The sequence below is a fragment of the Streptomyces sp. NPDC002835 genome (assembly GCF_053591995.1).
In genome coordinates, this window is the sequence record NZ_JBSFUW010000011.1 from 94,820 (window position 1) to 115,710 (window position 20,891).

The 20,891-nt window shown below is 73.4% G+C and carries 23 protein-coding genes and 1 pseudogene; 10 read left to right on the plus strand and 14 right to left on the minus strand.

Features of this window, described 5'->3' with window-relative positions; all coding sequences use genetic code 11:
- Positions 1–4: 4 nt before the first annotated feature.
- From ACWD01_RS14755 to ACWD01_RS14780, 6 genes are all read right to left on the minus strand, one after another.
- Positions 5–1,078 carry an acyl-CoA dehydrogenase family protein gene (locus ACWD01_RS14755; protein ID WP_451161683.1) on the minus strand — a complete coding sequence of 358 codons (1,074 nt, stop codon included), beginning with the start codon at positions 1,076–1,078 and terminating at the stop codon, positions 5–7.
- Positions 1,075–2,262: an acyl-CoA dehydrogenase family protein gene (locus ACWD01_RS14760; RefSeq protein WP_451161685.1), complete on the minus strand. Its 1,188-nt coding sequence runs from the start codon at positions 2,260–2,262 to the stop codon at positions 1,075–1,077. Before ACWD01_RS14760 ends, ACWD01_RS14755 begins: the two co-directional genes overlap by 4 nt.
- Positions 2,259–3,227: an NADPH:quinone oxidoreductase family protein gene (locus ACWD01_RS14765; protein WP_451161687.1), complete on the minus strand. Its 969-nt coding sequence runs from the start codon at positions 3,225–3,227 to the stop codon at positions 2,259–2,261. The genes ACWD01_RS14760 and ACWD01_RS14765 overlap by 4 nt, the downstream gene beginning before the upstream one ends.
- 79 nt (positions 3,228–3,306) lie before the next feature.
- Positions 3,307–3,921, minus strand: coding sequence for a helix-turn-helix domain-containing protein (locus ACWD01_RS14770; RefSeq protein ID WP_451161689.1), 615 nt, complete (start codon positions 3,919–3,921; stop codon positions 3,307–3,309).
- A 64-nt stretch (positions 3,922–3,985) separates the two neighbouring features.
- Positions 3,986–4,732: a PIG-L deacetylase family protein gene (locus ACWD01_RS14775; RefSeq protein WP_451161691.1), complete on the minus strand. Its 747-nt coding sequence runs from the start codon at positions 4,730–4,732 to the stop codon at positions 3,986–3,988.
- 32 nt (positions 4,733–4,764) lie between these two features.
- Positions 4,765–6,063 carry an alpha/beta fold hydrolase gene (locus ACWD01_RS14780; RefSeq protein ID WP_451161693.1) on the minus strand — a complete coding sequence of 433 codons (1,299 nt, stop codon included), beginning with the start codon at positions 6,061–6,063 and terminating at the stop codon, positions 4,765–4,767.
- A gap of 185 nt (positions 6,064–6,248) precedes the next feature.
- Between ACWD01_RS14780 and ACWD01_RS14785 the strand changes: the two genes are divergently transcribed.
- A complete protein-coding gene (locus ACWD01_RS14785) occupies positions 6,249–7,220 on the plus strand; it encodes an acetylxylan esterase (RefSeq protein ID WP_451161695.1) in 972 nt (323 codons plus the stop codon).
- Positions 7,221–7,352: 132 nt separating this feature from the next.
- Here ACWD01_RS14785 and ACWD01_RS14790 read toward each other — a convergent pair whose 3' ends face one another.
- Entirely contained in the window at positions 7,353–7,856 is a 504-nt protein-coding gene (locus ACWD01_RS14790) for a metallophosphoesterase family protein (protein WP_451161697.1), read from the minus strand.
- 485 nt (positions 7,857–8,341) lie between these two features.
- Between ACWD01_RS14790 and ACWD01_RS14795 the strand changes: the two genes are divergently transcribed.
- Positions 8,342–8,659 (plus strand): hypothetical protein, encoded by a 318-nt coding sequence (locus tag ACWD01_RS14795; RefSeq protein WP_451161699.1) that lies wholly within the window; start codon positions 8,342–8,344, stop codon positions 8,657–8,659.
- A 97-nt stretch (positions 8,660–8,756) separates the two neighbouring features.
- Here the strand turns inward: ACWD01_RS14795 and ACWD01_RS14800 are convergent.
- Positions 8,757–8,978 (minus strand): annotated as a pseudogene (locus tag ACWD01_RS14800) (DUF6296 family protein); the annotation flags it as partial.
- 190 nt (positions 8,979–9,168) lie between these two features.
- Between ACWD01_RS14800 and ACWD01_RS14805 the strand changes: the two are divergent.
- The gene (locus ACWD01_RS14805) at positions 9,169–10,125 is read left to right on the plus strand and encodes an aldo/keto reductase (protein WP_451161701.1); all 957 of its coding nucleotides are present in this window, start codon (positions 9,169–9,171) and stop codon (positions 10,123–10,125) included.
- Between the two features lie 214 nt (positions 10,126–10,339).
- Here the strand turns inward: ACWD01_RS14805 and ACWD01_RS14810 are convergent, their stop codons facing one another.
- Positions 10,340–10,510, minus strand: coding sequence for a CsbD family protein (locus ACWD01_RS14810; protein WP_451161703.1), 171 nt, complete (start codon positions 10,508–10,510; stop codon positions 10,340–10,342).
- A 143-nt stretch (positions 10,511–10,653) separates the two neighbouring features.
- Between ACWD01_RS14810 and ACWD01_RS14815 the strand changes: the two genes are divergently transcribed.
- Together ACWD01_RS14815 and ACWD01_RS14820 are read left to right on the plus strand one after the other, a co-directional pair.
- Positions 10,654–10,941 (plus strand): hypothetical protein, encoded by a 288-nt coding sequence (locus ACWD01_RS14815; RefSeq protein WP_451161705.1) that lies wholly within the window; start codon positions 10,654–10,656, stop codon positions 10,939–10,941.
- A gap of 129 nt (positions 10,942–11,070) precedes the next feature.
- The gene (locus ACWD01_RS14820; RefSeq protein ID WP_451161905.1) at positions 11,071–11,427 is read left to right on the plus strand and encodes a PRC-barrel domain containing protein; all 357 of its coding nucleotides are present in this window, start codon (positions 11,071–11,073) and stop codon (positions 11,425–11,427) included.
- A gap of 38 nt (positions 11,428–11,465) precedes the next feature.
- Here the strand turns inward: ACWD01_RS14820 and ACWD01_RS14825 are convergent, their stop codons facing one another.
- Positions 11,466–11,711, minus strand: a complete 246-nt coding sequence (locus ACWD01_RS14825) for a WhiB family transcriptional regulator (RefSeq protein WP_451161707.1) — start codon at positions 11,709–11,711, stop codon at positions 11,466–11,468.
- Positions 11,712–11,957: 246 nt separating this feature from the next.
- Between ACWD01_RS14825 and ACWD01_RS14830 the strand changes: the two genes are divergently transcribed.
- The gene (locus ACWD01_RS14830) at positions 11,958–12,506 is read left to right on the plus strand and encodes a tellurite resistance TerB family protein (RefSeq protein WP_451161907.1); all 549 of its coding nucleotides are present in this window, start codon (positions 11,958–11,960) and stop codon (positions 12,504–12,506) included.
- 105 nt (positions 12,507–12,611) lie between these two features.
- Here the strand turns inward: ACWD01_RS14830 and ACWD01_RS14835 are convergent, their stop codons facing one another.
- Positions 12,612–14,552 carry a DUF2264 domain-containing protein gene (locus ACWD01_RS14835; protein WP_451161909.1) on the minus strand — a complete coding sequence of 647 codons (1,941 nt, stop codon included), beginning with the start codon at positions 14,550–14,552 and terminating at the stop codon, positions 12,612–12,614.
- Between the two features lie 266 nt (positions 14,553–14,818).
- Complete coding sequence (locus tag ACWD01_RS14840; protein ID WP_451161709.1) at positions 14,819–15,082, minus strand: hypothetical protein; 264 nt, start codon at positions 15,080–15,082, stop codon at positions 14,819–14,821.
- 156 nt (positions 15,083–15,238) lie between these two features.
- On the opposite strand from ACWD01_RS14840, the gene ACWD01_RS14845 reads away from it, so the two are divergent.
- Together ACWD01_RS14845 and ACWD01_RS14850 are read left to right on the plus strand one after the other, a co-directional pair.
- Positions 15,239–16,162: an NADP-dependent oxidoreductase gene (locus ACWD01_RS14845; protein WP_451161711.1), complete on the plus strand. Its 924-nt coding sequence runs from the start codon at positions 15,239–15,241 to the stop codon at positions 16,160–16,162.
- A gap of 123 nt (positions 16,163–16,285) precedes the next feature.
- Positions 16,286–17,116 (plus strand): class I SAM-dependent methyltransferase, encoded by an 831-nt coding sequence (locus ACWD01_RS14850; RefSeq protein ID WP_451161713.1) that lies wholly within the window; start codon positions 16,286–16,288, stop codon positions 17,114–17,116.
- A gap of 219 nt (positions 17,117–17,335) precedes the next feature.
- On the opposite strand, the gene ACWD01_RS14855 is transcribed toward ACWD01_RS14850, so the two are convergent.
- Entirely contained in the window at positions 17,336–18,436 is a 1,101-nt protein-coding gene (locus ACWD01_RS14855) for a glutamate--cysteine ligase 2 (protein WP_451161715.1), read from the minus strand.
- Between the two features lie 264 nt (positions 18,437–18,700).
- On the opposite strand from ACWD01_RS14855, the gene ACWD01_RS14860 reads away from it, so the two are divergent.
- Entirely contained in the window at positions 18,701–18,943 is a 243-nt protein-coding gene (locus tag ACWD01_RS14860) for a hypothetical protein (protein WP_451161717.1), read from the plus strand.
- Positions 18,944–19,059: 116 nt separating this feature from the next.
- On the plus strand, positions 19,060–19,986 hold the full coding sequence (locus ACWD01_RS14865; RefSeq protein ID WP_451161719.1) for an SDR family oxidoreductase: 927 nt from the start codon (positions 19,060–19,062) through the stop codon (positions 19,984–19,986).
- Between the two features lie 16 nt (positions 19,987–20,002).
- Here ACWD01_RS14865 and ACWD01_RS14870 read toward each other — a convergent pair whose 3' ends face one another.
- Entirely contained in the window at positions 20,003–20,860 is an 858-nt protein-coding gene (locus ACWD01_RS14870) for a class II fructose-bisphosphate aldolase (protein ID WP_451161721.1), read from the minus strand.
- Positions 20,861–20,891 lie beyond the last annotated feature (31 nt).

Genomic DNA, 20,891 nt, shown 5'->3' on the forward strand with positions numbered 1-20,891 from the left:
CCTCCTACGGCGCCCGGAGGTCGACGAGCCCGGCGAGCGCCTCCTTGTGGCGTCCTGGCGAGCCGAGGGCGATCTCGTCGGCCTTGGCGCGCTTGAGGTACAGATGGGCCGGGTGTTCCCAGGTCATGCCGATGCCGCCGTGCAACTGCACGCACTCCTCGGCCGCGTGGACCGCGACCCGTGAGCAGTACGCCTGGGCGACCGCGACCAGGAGCGGCGTCTCCGGACTCCCGGTCGCCAGCGCGTCCGCGGCGGCGCGGGCCGCCGCCCGCGCGGAGACCACCTCGAGCCACAGCTGCGCCATGCGGTGCTTGAGCGCCTGGAACGAGCCGATCGGGCGGTTGAACTGGTGGCGTTCTGCGGTGTGCCGGACGGTCTCCTGAAGGCACCATTCGGCGAGGCCCAGTTGCTCGGAGGCGAGCAGTCCGGCCCCGGCGAGCAGACCGCGGCGCACCGCCGCCTCGCCCGCCGCCGCGTCGGCGAGGAGCGTCCCGCCCTCGGAAGCGGTGACCGCCGCGAGCGGGCGGGTGAGGTCGAGCGGGGTCTGCGCCTCGATCGCGGCCTCCGCCGCCTCCACCGCGTACAGTCCGTCGGCCCGCGGCACCAGCAGCACATCGGCGCTCGCCGCGTCCGCGACGCCGGCGATGCGGCCGCCGCCGTCGGGCAGCGGGCCGTCGGGGGCCGTGGAGAGCGGCACCGCGAGGGCGGCCGTGCGGCTGCCGTCGGCCAGCGCGCCGAGCAGTCCGGCCACCGCCTCCGGCTGCGTCCCGAGGGCCAGCAGCACCTCGGTGGCGACGACCGAGCTGGTGAGGTACGGCGCGGCGACGACGCCGCGGCCCAGTTCCTCCAGCACGACCGCGGCCTCGCGGTGGCTCGCGCCCTGGCCACCGAGCTTCTCGGGCACCAGCAGGCCGGCGGCGCCCATCTCGGCGGCGAGCGAGGTCCACAGCCGCGGGTCGTGGGGTGAGCCGGCCTCGGCGCGGACGGCGAGTTCGGTGGTGTCGCCGCGGGCGGCGACGAGGGACCGTACGGCGGCGCGCAGGTCGTCCTCGGTCTCCGAGTAGAGCAGATCCGTCATCGCGCGAGGTCCTTCCAGGCGACGTCCTTGTCGTTGCGCGGCTCGGAGGGCAGCCCGAGGACGCGTTCTGCGACGATGTTCAGCAGCACCTCGGTGGTGCCGCCCTCGATCGAGTTGCCCTTGGACCGCAGGTAGCGGTACCCGGCGTCGCGACCGGTGAAGTCGACCAGCTCGGGCCGGCGCATGGTCCAGTCGTCGTACAGCAGCCCTTCCTCGCCCAGCAGTTCGACCTCCAGGCCGCTGATCTCCTGGTTGAGGCGGGCGAAGGCGAGTTTCATCGCGCTGCCCTCCGGGCCGGGCTGGCCGGCGACGAGCTGCTGGCGCAGCCGCTCCCCCGCGAGGCGGGAGACCTCGGCGTCGACCCACAGGGTCAGCAGCCGCTGGTGCAGGTCGTGGGTGCGCAGTTCGGGGCGTTCGCGCCAGGTCTTCGCGATCGTGCCGATCATGCCGCCCTCGCGGGGCAGCCGCATGCCGCCGATGGCGACGCGTTCGTTGTTGAGCGTGGTCTGGGCGACCTTCCAGCCGGCGCCGATCTCGCCGAGGCGGTGCGCGTCGGGGATGCGGACCTCGGTGAGGAAGACCTCGTTGAACTCGGCCTCGCCGGTGATCTGGCGCAGCGGCCTGACCTCCACGCCGGGGTCGGTCATGTCGCAGATGAAGTAGGTGATGCCCCGGTGCTTGGGCAGGTCGGGGTCGGTGCGGGCGATCAGGATGGCCCAGCGGGCGACGTGCGCGCTGGAGGTCCACACCTTCTGGCCGGTGACGATCCAGTCGCCGCTGTCGCCGTCACGGACGGCGCGGGTGCCGAGCGCCGCGAGGTCGGAGCCGGCGCCGGGCTCGCTGAACAGCTGGCACCACACCTCCTCGCCGATCCACAGGGGGCGCAGGAAGCGCTCCTTGACCTCCTGGGAGCCGTACTTGAGGATCGTCGGCGCGGCCATGCCGAGGCCGATGCCGATACGGCGGGGGTCGTTGTCGGGTGCGCCGGCGGCGGTGAGTTCGGCGTCGACGACGGCCTGGAGGGAGCGGGGGGCGTCGAGCCCGCCGAGGCCCTTCGGGAAGTGGACCCAGGCGAGGCCGGCGTCGAAACGCGCCTTGAGGAAGTCGGTGCGGTCGGTGGTGGCCGGCGGGTGGTCGGCCAGCAGCTTCCGGGTCAGGTCGAGGAGTCCGGCGGCGTCGGTCATCGGGCAGCTCCGTCCGGGACGACGACCAGGCGGCCCGTGGTGGTGCCGTCGGCGACACGCTGCACGGCGCCCGCGGCGTCCTTGAAGGGGACCCGCTCACTGATGAGCGGCTTGATCAGGCCCTTGGCCGCGTACTCGGTCAGCGTCCGGTGGCAGCGGCCGATGGAGGCCGGGTCCTTGGTGGCGTACAGGCCCCAGTGCAGGCCCATGATCGAGTAGTTCTTGACCAGGGCGTGGTTGAGCGCGGGGGCCGGGATGTCGCCGCTGGCGAAGCCGACGACGACGATGCGGCCCTCGAAGGCCACGCACTTGGCGGACTTGGCGTAGGCGTCGCCGCCGACCGGGTCGTAGACCACGTCCGCACCGCGCCCGCCGGTCGCGTCCTTCACGGCGGCGACGATGTCGTCGGCGCGGCGGTCGATGACGACGTCGCAGCCCAGTTCGCGGGCGACGGCGGCCTTCTCCGGCCCGCCGGCGACGCCGATCACCCGGGCCCCGGCCGCCTTGCCGAGCTGTACGGCGGCGCTGCCGACCCCGCCGGCGGCGGCGTGGACCAGCAGGGTCTCGCCCTCCTTGAGCGCGGCCCTGCGGTGCAGTCCGAACCAGCCCGTCTGGTAGCCGATGTGCATCGCCGCGGCCTCGGCGTCGTCGAGCGACTCGGGCGCCGGGAGCACGGCGGCCGCGTCGGCGACCACGTACTCGGCGAGCCCGCCGCCCGGCAGGACCGGGTTGGCGATGACGCGGCGGCCGTCCTCGGTCTCGCCGCAGACCTCGACCCCGGGGGTGAAGGGCAGCGGGGGCCGCACCTGGTACTGCCCGCGGCAGAGCAGGGCGTCCGGGAAGTTGATGTTCGCGGCTCGGACCCTGAGCAGGAGCTGTCCTTCGCCGGGCGTCGGCCGGTCCACCTCTTCGAGCCGCATCACCTCACTCGGCTCGCCGTTGCGGTGCACTTGCCATGCCTGCATCTCGGGGCCTCCCACACGTAGGGCAGTACTGTGCTGCGCTCCGCATACTAAGCGGTCGCTTGCCCGGCGGGAAGCCCCCTCAGTCGCCCTTCGGCCTGGCCCGTACGTGCATCCGCTCCCCCTGCGGGCCGAAGAGGCTCAGGAACTCGACCGGCTTGTCGTCGGCGCAGCCGAACCAGTGCGGCACCCGGGTGTCGAACTCGGCCGCCTCCCCCGCGCCGAGCACCACGTCGTGGTCGCCGAGCACCAGTCGCAGCCGGCCGGAGAGGACGTACATCCACTCGTACCCCTCATGGGTACGGGGCTCCGGCTCCTCGCCGAAGACCTTGTGGACCACCTTGTACGCCTGGAGGCCGCCGGGCCGCGCCGTGAGCGGGTACATGGTCCGGCCGCCGCGGACGATGGGCTTGGCGCGCACCCGCGGATCGCCGACCGGGGGCGCGCCGACCAGTTCGTCCAGCGGGACCTGGTGGGCGCGGGCGATCGGCAGCAGCAGTTCCAGGCTGGGCCGCCGGCCGCCGGACTCCAGGCGGGAGAGGGTGCTCACGGAGATGCCGGTCGCCTCGGAGAGCGCGCCGAGGGTGGCCCCCCGCTCGCGCCGGATGCGGCGGAGGCGTGGGCCGACCTCGTTCAGGACGGCGTCGAGCCGCGCATCCTCGGGTCCGTCGTGTGCGTCGTGCTGGTCGTCACTCATCCTTCTATTGCAGAAACAGCAACACCTTTTGTCAAATGCGCACGTGACAGAGCGCGGCCGGGGCTCACCGCGGGAAGAGTTCGAACGTGACGGCGGGACGGCCGCCGAAGCGGGGCGCCGCCATCTGCGCCATGCCGGTGAGGAAGGTCCGGCAGTACTCCTCGGGGTCCTGGTCCGTCAGCCCCTCGATGTAGAGCCGGTGCGCCAGAAGGGAGGCCACGGACCGTTCGAGGCCGGGGCCCGCGTCGACCGCGTGGGTCGGGCTCGTCGACCCCGCGACGGCCACCCAGCGCACGCCGCCCCACGGTTCGAGGCCCTGCTCGGAGATCAGCTCGGGAAAGATCCAGCGGTTGCCCGCGTCGGCGACCGCGTCGAGCGTCGCCCGGCCGACCGCACGGTGGTCGGCCGTGTTCCAGGCGGTGCCGCCCCACGTGTCGCGGTGGTTGAGGGTGATCACCAGCTCCGGCCGGTGCCGGCGGACGGCCGCGGCGATGTCCCGCCGCAGCGCGGTCCCGTACTCGATCACACCGTCCCTGTGGTCCAGGAACTCCACGGTGGGGACACCGACGACGGCCGCACTGGCCCGCTGCTCCGCCTCGCGCAGCGGCGCGCACTCCTCGGGGGCGATGCCGTCGATCCCGGCCTCGCCGCGCGTGGCCAGCAGATAGACGATGTCACGTCCCCCGTCGGTCCACCCCGCGACGGCGGCCGCGCAGCCGTACTCGAGGTCGTCGGGGTGGGCGACGACCGCGAGCGCGCGCTGCCAGTCGGCCGGCATCTCCTGGAGCTGTTCGGTCTTGGGATCAGTCATGTCCCGCAGGATACGGAGCCCCTGACCGCATGTCAGAGCTCCTGGCGGGCGAGCCCCAGCAGTCGGTCGAGCACCCGCGGTCCGCCCGCCCGCACCCCGTCGTGCTCGTACTCGTCGGTGACCCACGTCCGCAGGCCGCGCACGGCGCGGGCGGTGCGCAGCGAGTCGGCGGTGTCCACGTACATGTCGTCGTGGTAGACGGCCGCCGCGACGGGCACGTCGTTGGCCGCGAGCCGCGCGGGATCGTAGAGCGGCGCCCAGTCGGTGCAGGCGGCCAGCAGTTCGGCGCAGTCGCGCAGCGGACGCAGGGCCGGGTCCACCTCGAAGTGCCAGGGGTGAATGGTCTCGCCGGTGAACAGCAGCGGCTCGTCGCCCGCGAGCGCCGCCCGCGCGTCGAACTCCGGGAACTCTGCGCGCACCCGCTCGGCCGCCCAGTTCGTCGGCCGGCCGCCCTGGGCGTAGATGGCCTCGTGGAGCACCGCGTACAGCGGGTGGCCGGCGAAGGAGAGGACGGGGCGTACGCCTTCCTGGAAGGCGTCGGAGAGTTCATGGCCGGACGCCGTGCGCACGAAGGCGTTCTCCAGCAGGTAGTGGAGCTGGTGGCTGCCGTCCCCGCCGCCGAGCAGGATGCCGAGGGACTGGAACGCTTCGACGGTGAGCGTGTAGCCGCCGGGCAGCCGTGCCGGCCGCTCGGCGAGGTGGGCGGCGATCCGCCGGGCGCGCTCCACGTCCTGCGGATAGCGGGCGTAGTGGGCCTCGGCCTTGCGGCGGATACGGGGATAGGCGGCCCGGTAGACGTCGTCGGCGTGGGCGTCGAGGGAGGGCAGGCCGCCGGTGATGAGGACGGTGTCCAGCCCTTCGGGCGCGACGGAAAGATAATGCGTGGCGCAGAAGCCGCCGAAGCTCTGCCCGAGCACCGTCCACGGCGCTCCACCGGTCAGCCGCTGCCGGACGCTCTCGCAGTCGCGGACGATGCTGTCGGCGCGGAAGAGCGCGAGGTGCTCCGCCTGCGCCGCCGGCCCGCCCCGCTGCGGAAGCGTCTGCCGGCTCTGCGGCGTGGAGCGTCCGGTGCCGCGCTGGTCGAGCAGGAGTACGCGGAAGTCCTGTACGGCCCGCCCGAGCCAGGCCGGCTTTCCGACGAAGCGGCGCACCGCGTTGCCGGGGCCGCCCTCCAGGTAGACCAGCCACGGCCGGAACCTGTCCGCGTGGGCGGCGGAGACGACCTCGCGGCCGTAGAGCTCGATCTGCTCGCCCGCCGGGTCTTCGTGGTCGAGCGGGACGGTGAAGTGGTGGTCCGTGAGGACGACTCCCGGCTGCCGATAGCTGGCCACTGCTGCTCCTGTTCCTGTGCGCCCCCGCACGTCCAGTGGATCACAGCGGCCGGTCGAGGACGCGTACCGGGACGGGGATCAGCCGGTTCCGTCGGACCGGTCCGTCCGCGTTCCGGGCGGCACTTGCCCCGCCGTGGGCGCCCGTGTTGATCTGCTCACCCATCCCGTACGGAAGGCGGTCCCCTGTGGCCCTGTTCGATCTGCCCCTTGCCGAGCTGCGCACATACCGCAGCCTCTCCCCCGAGCCCGAGGACTTCGACGCGTTCTGGGCGAAGACCCTCGACGAGGCGCGCAGCCATGATCTCGACGCCCGGTTCGAACGGGTGGAGTGCGGCCTGACCTCGGTCGAGGTGCACGACGTGACCTTCGCGGGGTTCGGCGGTCACCCGGTGAAGGGGTGGCTGATACTGCCCGCCGGTGCGGACGAACCGATGCCGGTGGTGGTCGAGTTCGTCGGCTACGGCGGCGGCCGGGGGCTGCCGCACACGCATCTGCTGTGGGCGTCGGCCGGCTTCGCGCACTTCGTGATGGACACCCGGGGCCAGGGCAGCGGCTGGTCGACCGGGGACACGCCGGACCCGGTGGGCAGCGCGCCGTCCCATCCGGGCTTCCTGACGAGGGGCATCGAGGACCCGCACGCGTTCTACTACCGCCGGGTGTTCACCGACGCGGTACGCGCCGTCGAGGCCGCCCGCTCCCACCCCGCGACCGACGCCTCCCGCACCGCCGCGATCGGCGGCAGCCAGGGCGGCGGGATCACCCTGGCCGCCGCCGGGCTCGTACCGGACCTCGCCGCGATCGCACCCGACGTCCCGTTCCTGTGCGACTTCCCCCGCGCCACGACCGTCACGGACCGCGACCCGTACCGGGAGGTGGGCAAGTACCTCAAGATGCACCGGGGACGGGTTGAGCAGACGGCGCGGACGCTCGCCTACTTCGACGGCGTCCACTTCGCGGCACGCGGGCGCGCGCCGGCCCTGTTCTCCGTGGCGCTGGAGGACCAGACCTGTCCGCCGTCGACGGTGTTCGCCGCCTTCAACGCGTACGCCCACGAGGACAAGCAGATAGAGGTCTACGACTTCAACGACCACGAAGGCGGCGGCCCGTTCCAGCAGGCGGCCCAGCTGCGCTGGCTGCCGAAGCGGCTGACGGCCTGACGGTCTGACGGCCGCCTGACGACGGTGTGACGGCCGGTCGCGCGGCGGCGCGCCCCCTCCTGAGCATTTTTCCGTGGCGGTCTGCGCTGCTCAGGAGAAAGCGCTTACCCGCGGCCGGCCGGGTCGTCTCGGTCAGCGACGGCCGGCCATGCGGTGCAGGTCCACCTCAGAGAGCCGGCCGTCGGACACCCGGGCCGTCATGTAGGTGCAGTGGGGCTGCCGCCGGCGGTCGGTCGGCGAGCCAGGGTTGAGCAGCCGCAGCCCGGCCGGCGCCGTCGTGTCCCAGGGAATGTGGCTGTGCCCGAACACCAGGACGTCGAGGCCGGGAAACCGCTCCTCGCAGCGGCGTTCGCGCCCGTGGGCGGGGCCGGTCTCGTGGACGACCCCGAACCGCACTCCGCCGAGCTCGGCCCGGGCCACCTCCGGCAGCCGGGTCCGCAGCTCGGGCCCGTCGTTGTTCCCGTACACCGCGAGGAGGCGCGCGGACCGGGACTCGAAGAGATCGAGGGTCGCGGCGTCGATCCAGTCGCCGGCATGGATCACCACGTCCGCCGCGGCCATGGACTCCATCAGCTCCGCGGGCAGTTGGCGCGCGCGGGCGGGCACATGGGTGTCGGAGGTCAGCAGCAGCCGCATGTCTCCACGATGCGCCGCGCGGCGGCCGTACGCAGCCCGTCCGCGCGCGGCAGCTCCGCACCCGCTCGCGAACAACCGGAACAACCGCTCCCGTATGCCGCACGAAGTCGTACGCATACCCGGTCGCGGACCGGGCAGGCGAAGGGTGAACGCTCGCCCGGCCTACCCCCCCGGCCGGCTGCGAGGCGTCGCGGCCCCGTCCTCGTCCCCCCCGGAGGCGGGGCCGCTCTCTGTCTGCCACCGCCCTTCGAGGGATCGATACGCCGTCCCGCGCGGGCCGCTTGTTCGCCGGGGAAACACCTGTTCGCGGCTTTCCGGTGGAATCGGGGCCCGATGCGGGTACCCGACAGTGATCTGCCGCCGACGGGCCGCCCGACCGCGGCCGTCCGCCGGTGGCTCCCGCCGATACGGCCCGCAGCGGGCCGGAAGGACAGGTGACATCAGTGACCGCACCTACGCGATCACAGCGGGACGAAGGGCAGCCCGTGGGAGTCAGGGCCTACGCCGACGCGGAGGCGGCGGAGCGGGAGCTGCCCGCGCTGCTCTCCGACCGTGACGAGCCGCCCGAGTACCGCGCCGGAGTGGCCGCGGGATACAGCTGGGCCCTGGGACGCGACGCCCGCGGGCCCGTCACCGGGGCGGGCGCGGCCGGTGTGCCGGACATGGGCCTGCTGACCGCGGAGATCGACGCCGCGGTGGTACGGGAGGACGAGGCCGTGGCGGACCCGGCCACCCGGGACTACGTCCAGGGTGTGCACTCCGCCCTTGCCTGGATCTGCGGCTTCAGCGACCGGCGTGCGTAGGACGGCGTCCCGCGTGCGACGTCCCGCTCATCCGCCCGTCGGTCATCCGCGCGTCGGTCATCTGCTCGGGGTCGATGCCGTCACCGACGACAGCCGGTACTCTCCGGGCCGTCACCGGGAGCTCATGCGCCTGGTGGCCGCCGCTCGCCAGCATCCGGACCTCGCCGCGGGTGCTGATCTCCGCGCGCACGATCCCTGTCTCGTCCTCGTAGACCGGGCTGCCTCCCGCTCCCGACATGTCGGTGCGCCGGACGACGACCACGTCGTCGACGGCCGACGCCTGGAAAATGAGTTCGTAGGTCTCCGCGTAATCCTCCATGACCGCCTCCCGGGCGCTCTACGCGGCAGGGAAACGCGTGCCGGCCGTGCGGCGCCCTCCCTTCCATCGTCACTCCGCTCCGGGCGCGGCGCACGGCCGCCTGTACCGCCCGCCTCACTGCCCGCCTCGCGATACGGGTTCTCGCGATACGGGTTTGGGCGGACCCGAGCGCCCATGGAAGGCTGCCCGCGTGACGACGAACGCGGAAACGGGTGGGGAGCGGCTGCTCTACGGCTGCATGGGGCTGGGCGGGAGCTGGGACACCACGCCCTACGGCGCCGGGGACATCGACGCCGCTCAAGCAGCGGTTGAGGCGGCCCTCGACAGCGGGATCACGGTCTTCGACCATGCCGACATCTACCGGCACGGGAAGGCCGAGGCCGTCTTCGGTGAGGTCCTCGCCCGCGCGCCCGGTCTGCGTGAGCGCATCGTCCTGCAGACCAAGTGCGGCATCCGGCTCGCCGACGGCGAGCGCCCGGGTATCTACGACCTGCGGGGCGCGAGCATCGTCCGGCGCGTCGAGGAGAGCCTCGGCCGCCTGCGCACCGACGTCCTCGACGTACTCCTGCTGCACCGGCCGGACCCGCTGGCCGACCCGGAGGACGTCGCGGAGGCCCTGACGTCACTGCACCGCCAGGGGCTGGTGCGCCGCTTCGGGGTCTCCAACATGAGCGCCGCGCAGATCTCACTGCTGCAGAGCTGCCTCGACCGGCCCCTGGTCGCCAACCAGCTGGAGATGAGTCTCCACCGGCGCGACTGGCTCGAAGCGGGTGTCCTGGTCAACACCCCGGAGGCCGCGGCGAACGGCTTCCCGCTCGGGACGCTGGAGCACTGCCGGGCGCACGGTGTCAGCCTGCAGGCGTGGGGCGCGCTCGCCCAGGGGCGCTTCACGGGCCGGCAGGAGACGGCGTCGGAGCAGGCGACGGCGCAGCTCGTCACCGCGCTCGCCGAGGCGAAGGGCACCACACCGGAGACGATCCTGCTGTGGTGGCTCCAGCGGCATCCTGCCCGGATCGCACCAGTCATCGGCAGCGCACGCCCCGAACGCGTCCGCGCCTGCGCCGACGCGGCCCGGCGCGAACCCGAGCTCACCCACGAGGAGTGGTACGGCCTCTGGATCACGGCCAGGGGCACGGCACTTCCCTAGCCCGCCGGGCCCGCGACGGGCGCTTTCGGCCCTGGGGGCGCGGGACGCGCCGTGCTTCCCGGGCGGGCCGGCGCCCACCTGAACCGCTCCCTGCGCGGCGCCGTATGTCCGGGCCGGGGCAGGCCGCCGCGCGCCACGACAGGGAAGCACGGCCGCCGAAGGGCCGGGCCCGTCGCGGCGTCGCGACGGGCCCGGCCCCGGCCGTGCGCGCACGTCAGTGGCGGAAGACGTCCTTCGCCTTCTCCTTGGCCTGCCGGGCGTCGCCCTTCGCCTGTTCCGCGCGGCCCTCGGCCTCGAGCCGCTCGTTGCCGACGGTGCGGCCCGCGGCTTCCTTCGTCTTGCCCTTCGCCTGCTCGATCTTCGAGCGGGACTTCTTCTTGGCCATGAGACTCACATCCCACCTGCATCCGACGTCATGGCTTGTTACTTCGGCTGTCCGTCTGCGCGCTCCCCAAACGTCGCCGGCCCTCTGACCAGGCACCGGGGCGGTCGGTCGCGTTTCCGCGGCCGTGGTGTGACGCTGGAGGCATGAGCTGGGCGTCATGGACAACTCGCAATGTCTACACAGGGCGTGGCGGTGCGCTCACGGAGGAGACCGGTGTCATGACGGGCAATCTCACGGTGCACACCACGTGGGCAGACGGCACGGCACAGGTCGCTCTGCAGTTCACCGACGCGACCGACTGGTTCACGATGACGGGCAGCCCCACTCCCTGCCCCTCGGAAGAGGCGAGCCGGGCGCTGCACGACGCGGTGGTGCAGGCGGTCCGGAACGGCGCGGGGGCGGTGGTCCCCGTCTGGGCGCCGCAGGAGTGAGCGCGGCCCTGCGCGGTGCCGCCGCCCCACAGGGCGCGCGGCCCCGTGGGCGGACGGGGCTGCCCGGAAGTGCCGCGGCCGGTACGCGGCCGCGTTCGACGATCATCAGGAGGCTGCACGGTGCAGGACATGTGGGTCTACTCGACCGACAGCGGCTACGCCCCGGCCCGGGACCTGACGGGTTTCACGGTCGAGGCACCGGACGGGGTGCTGGGTCGTGTCGACCGCCAGTCCGACAGGCCGGGGATGCAGCACCTGGTCGTCGACACCGGGGCATGGGTCTTCGGGCGGAGCGTGCTGGTCCCGGCCGGCTTCGTCCGGCGGATCAACGCCAGTGAGCGGCGCGTCACCGTGATCGCCACCAAGGAGCAGATCAAGGACGCTCCCCGGTTCACCACCGACAGCCAGACAACGGACGGCGCCTATCTGACCGAGGTGGCCCGCTACTACGCCGGACTCGGCCTCGCGGACACGCCCGCCGACTGACCGGGCGCCCTCTTGAAGATGCGCCGCGCGGCCGTGCGTCAGCGGCTGCGGCGGGCGGCACGCCGCTTCAGCCTGCGGCGTTCGGTCTCGTTCGTACCTCCCCACACGCCGATGTCCTGGCCTGCCTCCATCGCCCACCGCAGACACGGCTCCCGCACCGGGCAGCGCCCGCAGATCGCCTTGGCCTCCGCCTCCTGTATGAGTGCGGGGCCGGTGGTGCCGATGGGGAAGAAGAGGTCGGGGTCCGCGTCGCGGCATGCCGCTTCGTCACGCCAGTCGTCCATGTGTCGCCTCGTAACGGTCTTGGGGCGTACGGGTGTTCGGCCGTTTCTGTGCCGTCCTACCGGGTGACCGCCGTGCGGGCGACGAAACGGGCCGGCGCGGGTCCCGGTGACGTGGGCCCGGCGCGGCGGCGCCGGTTCCCGCGTCAGGACCCGGAACGCGTGGCGGTGCCCGCGCGTTGGTGGGGTGAGCACCGTGCGACGCGCGCGGTGCCACGGACGTATTGAGAAGAAGCCGAGGTGGCACCAGTGGCAATGTGGGACCGGATCAAGGACCAGGCCAAGAATCTGCAGCAGGCCCAGGGCACCAGCCGCGGCGCGGGCGGTCACGGCACCGGCTCGCGTTCCGGAGGTGGCTCCCGCGCCCAGTTGGTGAGCACCTTCAAGACCCAGCTCACCTCCTTGAAGGCCGAGTTGAAGAGCGGCGCCTTCAGGGACGCCAGCATGGCGATGTGCGCGCTGGTGGCTGCCGCCGACGGGCATGTGGACCAGGCGGAGCGCCAGCATGTGGAGTCGCTGATCCTGAGCAACGACGTCCTGCAGAACTTCCCGGCGGACCAGCTCCGCCAGCGGTTCAACAAGCACGCCGACCAGCTCTCCGCCAACTTCCTGCTGGGCAAGGCAGGCGTGATGCAGGAGATCGCGAAGGCCGCCAAGAAGCCGACGGAGGCCAGGGCGGTCGTCCAGACGGGCCTCGTCATCGCCGGCGCCGACGGGCATGTCGAGCAGTCGGAGCTGGACGTCATCCGGGAGGCCTGCGCCGCACTGGGCCTGTCCCCCACGGAGTTCGGCATCTGAGAACCGGCATCTGAGGACCTGAGGACACACCGGTGCCGGCCGCTCACGGCCCAGGCGGGTCCACGGGCAGCCGGCGCGACCGGCAGGCCGGGACCCGACCGGCAGTCAGGGGCGGGGCGCGGGCTCCCGGCCGGCGGTGCGGTGCACGGTGACCGGGTCGAACGTGACGCCGGTCCGTGAGCCGTCGCCGGCCCAGCGGACCTCGACGCGGTCGCCGTCCACGGTCACTTCGTCGACGGCACCGGCGAGCGGCTCGGGGTCCGGTCCTGTGGCGGTGAGCGTCGCCAGTGCCGCGTAGAGCGCCGTGCCCTCCGCCGGCGCGGTGAGCCGGGGCAGCACCGCCTGCGGGGTGTACGCCGTCCCGTGCGGGGCCCGTACGTCGTCCTGTGCGCGCCAGCCGTGCAGCGGATGCAGCGCCGAGTGCAGCGGTTCGCCGGGGCCGGTCGCCCAGCCCGTCTGCTCGACCCCGGCGCCCGGCGGGGCCCCGACCACCCGGTGGACGCGCAGTTCGAGACGCCCGTGTGCGACGGTGACGCTCTCCACCCGCAGCCCGGGCACCATCGGCGGCCCGGCGGGGAACACCGGCCGGTGCCACGAGGCCGCCCAGCCCCAGCCGTCACCGCCTCCGGCGCCGAGCGGGTGGATACGGCGGCGGACGCTGCGCCTGCCGTCGACCACGACGGCGAGGTGGTTGTCCGCCGTGTCGGCGGTCGCGGTGGGGCCGGTCCGGGTGGAGTACGCCTGACGGCCGTAGAGCGGATCGTCGGCGTCGGACGACTCCCCCTCGTGCGGGCGGACATGGTCGCTGCCGTGGTTGTGGAGCCGGACGACCCCGTCGTCGCGGGTGCTCTGGATCAGCAGCCCGGGCGCGGGCAGCGCGAGCACCCGGTCGGGCCCCTCGCTCGGTGCGGCCTCCTCCGTGGCGGTCCACAGCGGGTGCCCGGCCGGGGCCAGCAGGCAGACGAACGCCTTCGACGCCCAATAGGGCGAAGCCGGACCGGAGTAGCGCTGCAGCGTCCCCTCGTGCGGACCGTGCCAGCCGAGGCCGAGCAGGCCGTCCGGTCCGACGGCGCCGCGGTCGAGGAAGTACCGCAGCGATCCGCTGATCAGCCGGCGGGAGACACCCGGCGGGAAAGGGGTGTGGCCGGTGACGGCGCCGAGGCCCACGGCCGACGCGGCGGCGAAGCGGTAGGTGAGCGAGCGGCCGAAGTGGACGGGCGCGCCGTCGCCGCCGAAGAGCAGCCCGAGGCTTTCCAGGTGCTCGCGCAGCCGCTCCCCGTACGGGCCCGTCCCGGCGCCGCCGAGCAGGGCGTCGAGCACCGGATACAGGTGCAGGGCCCAGCCGTTGTAGTGGTCGAAGGCGCGGCCGTCGCCGTCGGCGTACCAGCCCTGGCCGCGGTACCAGCTCTCCAGCAGGCCGAGGGCGCGTTCCCGGGCACGGGCGGTCTCCGCGTCACCGCGGCCGACTGACTCCAGGAACCCGGCCACCGTGTACGGGAAGAGGTACCAGTTGTTCGGCGACGGCACATGGCGCAGGGCGCCCCTCAGCCACTCCTCCGCCCGGTCCCGGACGTCCTCGTCCAGCCGGTCCCACAGCCAGGGCCGGGTCATCCGCAACCCGAGGGCCACGGAGGCGGATTCGACCATCGGCTGGCCCGCGACGTCGTGGCCGAGGACCGGCGGCCACGACTCGGTGTCGTCCCGGCCGGGGGTTCGGGTGCCGGCCGCGAGTCCTTCCGCGTACCGCTCGAGCCGGCCGTGCGGATCCTCACCCCCGGCGCCCGCCACCCGGAACGCGGCGGCGAGGAACGTACGGGCGTACCCCTCGAGGCCGTCGGAGCGGACGCCGGACGCCGAGGCGCGGCCGGGCAGGTGGAGCAGGGCGCCGCGTGGCGTGGCCCACTTCCAGGCGGCGGCCAGCAGCCCGTCGGCGGCGGCCTCCCAGTGGCCGCGGGTGTAGCCGGTGTACGGGCTCCGCGCGCGGTCGTCGCCGGGCAGTCGGAGGGCGGCCGGGGCGGCGGGGTCGAGCACCAGGGCGGCCTCCATGGCGAGCGCGGCACGGGGACGCCGGCCTGCGGGACCGGGGGCGGCTGCGTTGCGGGCCATCTCGCTCCTGGACGGTGTCGTCGGAACGGACCGCTGCGGAGCAGGGCCGACGTGGACACCGGTCATCCTGGGCGACGGATCGGAACGAGGTCAACGGATCGATCAGCGGTGACGAAAAGCGGTCGGCCGTACGCCACGACCGAGCAGTCCTGCGGCACCCGTACGCCGCCGGCCGGCGCGTGCCCCGTCGAAGTGCCTTCCCCGGGTCAGCCGGGCGACTCCTCGGGCGCCGGCACTCCGGGACCGCCGGCTTCCTGGCTCCCGCGGCGCCCGGCCCCGGCCTCGTCGACGTCGGGCACGTCCTCCCCGGTCGCGCCGGACTCGCCCTCGCCGCCGCCCTCCCCGGCCCGCCGGTCCGCGGTCTCCTCCCGCTGCGGCGGCTCCTGCGCACCGGCCTGCTGGTCCTGCATGTCGCGCGGCAGCGGGTCGTGGCTGTCCTCGAAACCCTCCGGGCGGTAGTCGTCGCTCATGGCGGCCTCCCTCGTGGCGTGGGTGTGTCGTGCGTTCGGCGCGTGGTTCGTGGTCGGCGGCGTTGTCCGGATGTCGCGGGTACCCGCGCGAACCGTGCCGACACGAGGGAGGCGGCACTCCCGCGACCCGGCCCGCGGCACGTGTAGAAAGAGGCGATGCGAGCCATCACAGTCAACCGCTACGGCGGCCCCGAGGTTCTGGAGTTCACCGAGACCGCCGATCCCAAGGTCGCGCCCGACGCCGTCCTCGTCCGGGTGAAGGCCGCCGGCGTGAACCCCGTCGACTGGAAGATCGTCGGCGGATATCTCGATCCGATCATGAACGTCCACTTCCCGTTGATCCCCGGCTGGGACGTGTCGGGGGTCGTCGAGGCGGTCGGCCTGGACGCGACCGAGTTCGCCGTGGGCGACGAGGTCTGCGGGTATGTGCGCAAGGACGAGGTGCAGCACGGCACGTTCGCCGAGTTGGTCGCGGCTCCGGTCCGCACACTGGCGGCCAAGCCGGCCTCCCTGAACTGGCAGCAGGCCGCGGGCCTCCCGCTCGCCGGCCTCACGGCCTTCCAGTCGCTGGCGCGCATCGGCGTCACACGCGGCGACACGGTCCTGGTGCACGCCGCCGCCGGCGGTGTGGGCGCCTTCGCCGTACAGATCGCCGTCGCACAGGGCGCACGGGTCATCGGCACGGCGAGCGAACGCAACCACGACTTCCTGCGCTCGCTGGGCGCGGAGCCGGTCGTCTACGGAGAGGGCCTCGCCGACCGCGTACGCGCACTGGCGCCCGACGGCATCACCGCGGCCGTCGACTACGTCGGCGAGGATGCGGTGGAGGTCTCCCAGCAGCTCCTCACCGACCCGTCCCGGGTGGCGTCCGTCGTGGACGCCTCGGTCACCGAGCGCGGCGGTCACCATGTCTGGGTACGGCCCAGCAGCACCGATCTGGCGGCACTGGGGCGCCTCGCCGACGCGGGCTCTCTCACCGTGCACATCGACACCGCGCTGCCCCTGGCCGAGGCGGCGGAGGCGTTCCGTCTGAACGCGGCCGGCCGCACCCGCGGCAAAATCGTGCTCGAAGTCGCCTGAGCAGCGCAAACGGTCCACACCGGCCTATCGTTGGATGGACATATCGGCGCAAGCGGTGATCAAGGGTCGGAACGGGCTCTCCTCCGAGCGGCCGTCCGACCGGGCTCCCCGAGGAGATCTGTCATGACGGACGCGACCGAGGCCGACCAGGCCCTGAAAGAGAAGCACCGGAAGATGTGGGCGCTGGGCGACTACCCCGCGGTGGCCGGCGATCTCATCCCCGGCCTGGGCGCCACCCTGGTCCGCGCGTGCGGGGTGAAGGCGGGCGACCGCGTGCTCGACGTCGCCGCCGGTACGGGCAACGCGGCGATTCCGGCGGCCCTGGCCGGCGCCGACGCCGTGGCCTGCGACCTGACGCCCGAGCTGCTGGACGCCGGGCGGCGGCTGGCGGAGCAGCAGGGCGTCGACCTCGTCTGGCAGGAGGCCGATGCCGAGGCGCTTCCGTTCGGCGACGGCGAGTTCGACACGGTCATGTCGTGCGTCGGGGTGATGTTCGCCCCGCACCACGAGGCGGCCGCCGGTGAACTCGTCCGGGTCTGCCGCCCCGGCGGCACCATCGGCCTGCTCAACTGGACCGCCGAGGGCTTCATCGGCCAGATGTTCGCCGTGATGCGGCCGTACGCGCCCGCTCCGCCGCCCGGTGCCCAGCCACCGCCGCTGTGGGGGAACGAGGACCATGTCCGCGCGCTGCTCGGGGACCGGGTGACCGATGTCGAGACGCGCAGGGCGACCGTGGAAGTGGACCGCTTCGAGCGGCCGGAGGCCTTCCGCGACTACTTCAAGACCGCCTACGGCCCGACCATCGCGGTCTACCGGAACATCGCCGACTCCCCGGACCGGGTCGCGGAGCTGGACAGCTCCCTCGTGGAACTCGCCCGGCAGCACGGCTGCGGCACGGGGTTGTCGACCATGGAGTGGGAGTACCTGCTGCTGACCGGCCACCGGAGCGGGTGACCGCGGGCGACCCGCGCCCGTGAGCGCCGTCGATCCTGCCTGACCTCCGTCGACGAGGGAACCCCGCCGCGACGGGGGAGACGCGGCGGGGCCCGGTGGACGTATGCCCGTCTGGCGGCGATGCACACATCGGGGCCCGGGGCGGTACCGGCGATGTCCGCAGAGCCGCTCACCCCTGGACTCCGCCCCTTCCCGGACCGGCGCACGGGCGAGGCGGGCTCAGCCTCCGGAGGTCCTGCGCACACAGGCGGCCACCACGTCCCGCAGGTTCCCCGTACGGCTCATCAGCTCGCGCTGGAATCGGGCCCCGTTGCCGGTTTCCCCCAGCGCGGCTGCCGCCTCCCGCACCCGGCGCACGTCGCCCGAGTCCTCCAGGGCGTCGCTGACGTGGCCGATCAGCGCCCGGACCACGTCGGCCGCGGGCTCGGGGCGCATGGTGAGCGGATGGACCAGCCGCTCCTCCAGTCCGGAGCGGCCCGCCCGCCACGAGGCCAGCCGCAGCAGGCCGGTGCCGAGCGGCGCCGGCGGCACCTCCGCGCGCCATTCACGGGCCGCGGTCTCGACCAGGCCGCGGACGAGCGCGGCGATCAGCACGGTGGCGGCCGGGTCCAGGCAGACGTCGGCCACCCGGATCTCCACGGTCGGGTACGTGGCGGACAGCCGGGCGTCGAAGTAGATCATCCCCCGGTCCCGCAGGGCGCCGGTGCCCACCATCGCGGACACCTGCTCGTGGTACCGGTCCGCCGAGCGGAAGAGTTCCGTGGGCCCGGCCGACGGCCAGCGGCCCCAGACGCTGCTGCGGTAGCTCGCGTAGCCGCTGTCCCTGCCCTGCCAGAAGGGCGAGTTCGCGCTGATCGCCACCAGGACGGAGAGCCACGGGCGGATCCGGTCGAGCACCGCGACGCCCTCCTCGTCCGACTCGACCGAGACATGGACATGGCAGCCGCAGGTGAGCTGTTCCTGTGTGGTCAGCCCGAACTCCTGCGCCATCCAGCCGTACCGCTCACCGGCCGCCAGCGACGGGCTGACGGGCAGCGGCGACGTCGCCAGAGCGGCGACCGCCGCTCCCAGCCGTTCGGCGTGGCGGGCGGCCTCCGCGCGCCAGCGGACGATCTCGTCGGCGAGAGTGTCCATCTCGGCCTGCGGGTGCGTGGCGAACTCGAGCTGCTCCCGCTGGAGCTCCGCCTCGAACACCTGCCGGGCGTCGCCCCCCTCGCGTCCGGCCGCGGCGAGCACCGCCGCGGACAGCGCCTGCGGCTCCCCGGAGTCGGGATCGACGAGGAGCAGCTCCTCTTCCACGCCCACGGTGCGCACGCCCATCACTTCTCCCCATCGGCCGCAGTCGAGACCTCTCAGGTGCCCGGACTCGCCCGCTCGATGCGCGTACGGGCGCCCGCTCCAGAAGTGGAAGCCGGATCGAAGGTCCGTCGTAGCGCCGCGTATGTGTGCGAAGTAGGGGCAGACGCACCCTATGGAGCGCTTTGCCCGGCTGCGGAAGCAGCCCGTCCCCCACCATCCGACCGACATGTGCGGCGTGCGCGCCGACGGCCGGGCCGGGCACGCGGCGAGATTCCGGCCGGAGGCGTGTCCCCTGCCCGGGACGGAGCCGGAGCCGTGATACCGGGCGCGGCGGGCGCCGTCGCTCTGCTGGCCGCTCTGCTGCTCCCGGCACTGCTCCTCGGACTGGTGGTCGCGCTGGACCGCTACGAGGAGCGGCTGTTCTCGACGAGCGGCGCACGGGGGCGGCACGCGGCCCGGAAGCCGGTGGCCGAGGGCCGTCGCGCGGCGGCCAGGGTCCGGCCGAAGCCGCCCGCCGCGACGCAGTGACGCAGTGACGCCCGGAGGCTGCGGCGAACCCTGCCGGTGATCGGCGGTTCCCGCCCACCCCGTCCGCCCCGTTTGCGGGCATTTCCGAGCCACCGGAGGGTAGGCGGGGACGGCCCATGGAAGCAGGGACGCGCAGCGAGGAGGAGTCGATCGTGCCCGAGCAGAACGACGAGGCCAGGAACCCGGTGTCGAAGCACCCGGAGCCGGATTTCCCCCAGCAGGAGCAGCAGCACCCGGGCTGGACCGGGCCGATGGACCCGCCGCCGGACCACGGCGAGGAGAGCTACCGGGGCAGCGGTCTGCTCAGCGACCTCAAGGTCGTGCTGACGGGGGGCGACTCGGGCATCGGCCGTGCGGTCGCGCTCGCCTTCGCACGCGAGGGCGCCGATGTGCTGTTCACGCATCTCCCGGAGGAGGAGAAGGAGGCGGCGCGCACACGCGCGCTGGTCGAGGACGCGGGCCGCAGGGCGGTCGCCGTGGCCTGCGACATCCGGGAGGAGGAGCAGTGCCGGCAGCTGGTCGACCGGGCCGTGACCGAGTTCGGACGCATCGACATCCTGGTCAACAACGCGGCCTACCAGATGTCGCAGCCGGACGGGATCAGCGCGATCACCACGGAGCAGTTCGACCGGGTCATGCGCACGAATCTGTACGGCATGTTCTGGCTGTCGAAGATGTCGCTGCCCCACATGCGCCGGGGCGGCTGCATCATCAACTCCACCTCCGTACAGGCCTACAAGGCCAGCCCGCATCTGCTCGACTACGCCATGACGAAGGGCGCGATCGTCACCTTCACCCAGGGGCTGGCGCAGATGGTCGCGTCGGACGGGATCCGCGTCAACGCCGTGGCGCCCGGGCCCGTATGGACGCCGCTGATCCCCGCGACCATGCCGGACACCGCCGAGTTCGGGAAGCAGTCGCCGCTCGGCCGGCCCGCGCAGCCCGCGGAGATGGCGCCCGCCTATGTCTTCCTCGCGTCACCGCAGGCGAGCTACATCACGGCCGAGATCGTCAACGCGACGGGCGGGACCCCGCTGCCCTGACCGGCCGCCCTGCCCCTCACTGCCCCGCTCCCTGGCCGCGCCCGCCGTCCAGTACGCGCAGCAGCCGGGCCACCTCCGTGGCGACGGCGTCGCGGGCGGGGCCGAGGTATTTACGGGGATCGACAGTCTCCTGACGGGCATCGAGGATGTCGCGGGCGGCCCGGGTGAACACCTTGTTGAGCTGGGTGGCGATGTTCACCTTCGTCATGCCGGCCTCGACCGCCTTGGTGAGGCCGGGGTCCCCGACGCCGGAGGAGCCGTGCAGGACGAGCGGCACGCTCACGGCGTCCCGCAGCCGGGTGATGAGTTCGAAGTCGAGGACGGCGTCGCGGGTGAGCATGGCGTGCGAGCTGCCCACGGCGACCGCGAGGGCGTCGACGGCGGTGGCGGCGACGAAGTCGCGCGCCTCTTCGGGATCGGTGCGTACGCCGGGGGCGTGCGCACCGTCCTTGCCGCCGACCTCGCCGAGTTCCGCCTCGACCCATACGTGCTCGGCATGGCAGCGCGCCGCGATCTCCCGGGTCTTCGCCACGTTCGTCGCGTACGGGAGGCCGGAGGCGTCGAACATCACGGAGGTGAAGCCGAATTCGACGGCCTCGTGCACCAGCTCCGCGGACTGGGCGTGGTCCAGGTGGACGGCGACGGGGGCGCTCGACGCGCGGGCGACGGCGAGCGTCGCGAGCCCGATCGGCGCCAGCGAGCCGTGGTAGCGGACGGTGTTCTCGCTGATCTGCAGGATCACCGGCCGTCCGGCGGCCTCCGCGCCGCGAACGATGGCCTCGGCGTGTTCGAGCTGCACGACGTTGAACGCGCCGACGCCCACGCCGTCCCGGGTCGCGGAGCGGACGATGTCGTCAGTGGGCGTGAGCGGCATGGGCTTCCTCCACGGATGCGGCGGTACGAAA

What these genes read in the sequence shown, in the direction of transcription:
- ACWD01_RS14840 (WP_451161709.1), bottom strand. Translation starts at nt 15,082, where the DNA reads ATGAGCGACGACTACCGCCCGGAGGGTTTCGAGGACAGCCACGACCCG.
- ACWD01_RS14790 (WP_451161697.1), bottom strand. Translation starts at nt 7,856, where the DNA reads ATGCGGCTGCTGCTGACCTCCGACACCCATGTGCCCGCCCGCGCGCGC.
- ACWD01_RS14770 (WP_451161689.1), bottom strand. Translation starts at nt 3,921, where the DNA reads ATGAGTGACGACCAGCACGACGCACACGACGGACCCGAGGATGCGCGG.
- ACWD01_RS14760 (WP_451161685.1), bottom strand. Translation starts at nt 2,262, where the DNA reads ATGACCGACGCCGCCGGACTCCTCGACCTGACCCGGAAGCTGCTGGCC.
- ACWD01_RS14845 (WP_451161711.1), top strand. Translation starts at nt 15,239, where the DNA reads ATGCGAGCCATCACAGTCAACCGCTACGGCGGCCCCGAGGTTCTGGAG.
- ACWD01_RS14775 (WP_451161691.1), bottom strand. Translation starts at nt 4,732, where the DNA reads ATGACTGATCCCAAGACCGAACAGCTCCAGGAGATGCCGGCCGACTGG.
- ACWD01_RS14855 (WP_451161715.1), bottom strand. Translation starts at nt 18,436, where the DNA reads ATGGGCGTGCGCACCGTGGGCGTGGAAGAGGAGCTGCTCCTCGTCGAT.
- ACWD01_RS14865 (WP_451161719.1), top strand. Translation starts at nt 19,060, where the DNA reads ATGGAAGCAGGGACGCGCAGCGAGGAGGAGTCGATCGTGCCCGAGCAG.
- ACWD01_RS14825 (WP_451161707.1), bottom strand. Translation starts at nt 11,711, where the DNA reads ATGGACGACTGGCGTGACGAAGCGGCATGCCGCGACGCGGACCCCGAC.
- ACWD01_RS14850 (WP_451161713.1), top strand. Translation starts at nt 16,286, where the DNA reads ATGACGGACGCGACCGAGGCCGACCAGGCCCTGAAAGAGAAGCACCGG.
- ACWD01_RS14820 (WP_451161905.1), top strand. Translation starts at nt 11,071, where the DNA reads ATGTGGGTCTACTCGACCGACAGCGGCTACGCCCCGGCCCGGGACCTG.
- ACWD01_RS14755 (WP_451161683.1), bottom strand. Translation starts at nt 1,078, where the DNA reads ATGACGGATCTGCTCTACTCGGAGACCGAGGACGACCTGCGCGCCGCC.
- ACWD01_RS14870 (WP_451161721.1), bottom strand. Translation starts at nt 20,860, where the DNA reads ATGCCGCTCACGCCCACTGACGACATCGTCCGCTCCGCGACCCGGGAC.
- ACWD01_RS14765 (WP_451161687.1), bottom strand. Translation starts at nt 3,227, where the DNA reads ATGCAGGCATGGCAAGTGCACCGCAACGGCGAGCCGAGTGAGGTGATG.
- ACWD01_RS14810 (WP_451161703.1), bottom strand. Translation starts at nt 10,510, where the DNA reads ATGGCCAAGAAGAAGTCCCGCTCGAAGATCGAGCAGGCGAAGGGCAAG.
- ACWD01_RS14835 (WP_451161909.1), bottom strand. Translation starts at nt 14,552, where the DNA reads ATGGAGGCCGCCCTGGTGCTCGACCCCGCCGCCCCGGCCGCCCTCCGA.
- ACWD01_RS14815 (WP_451161705.1), top strand. Translation starts at nt 10,654, where the DNA reads ATGAGCTGGGCGTCATGGACAACTCGCAATGTCTACACAGGGCGTGGC.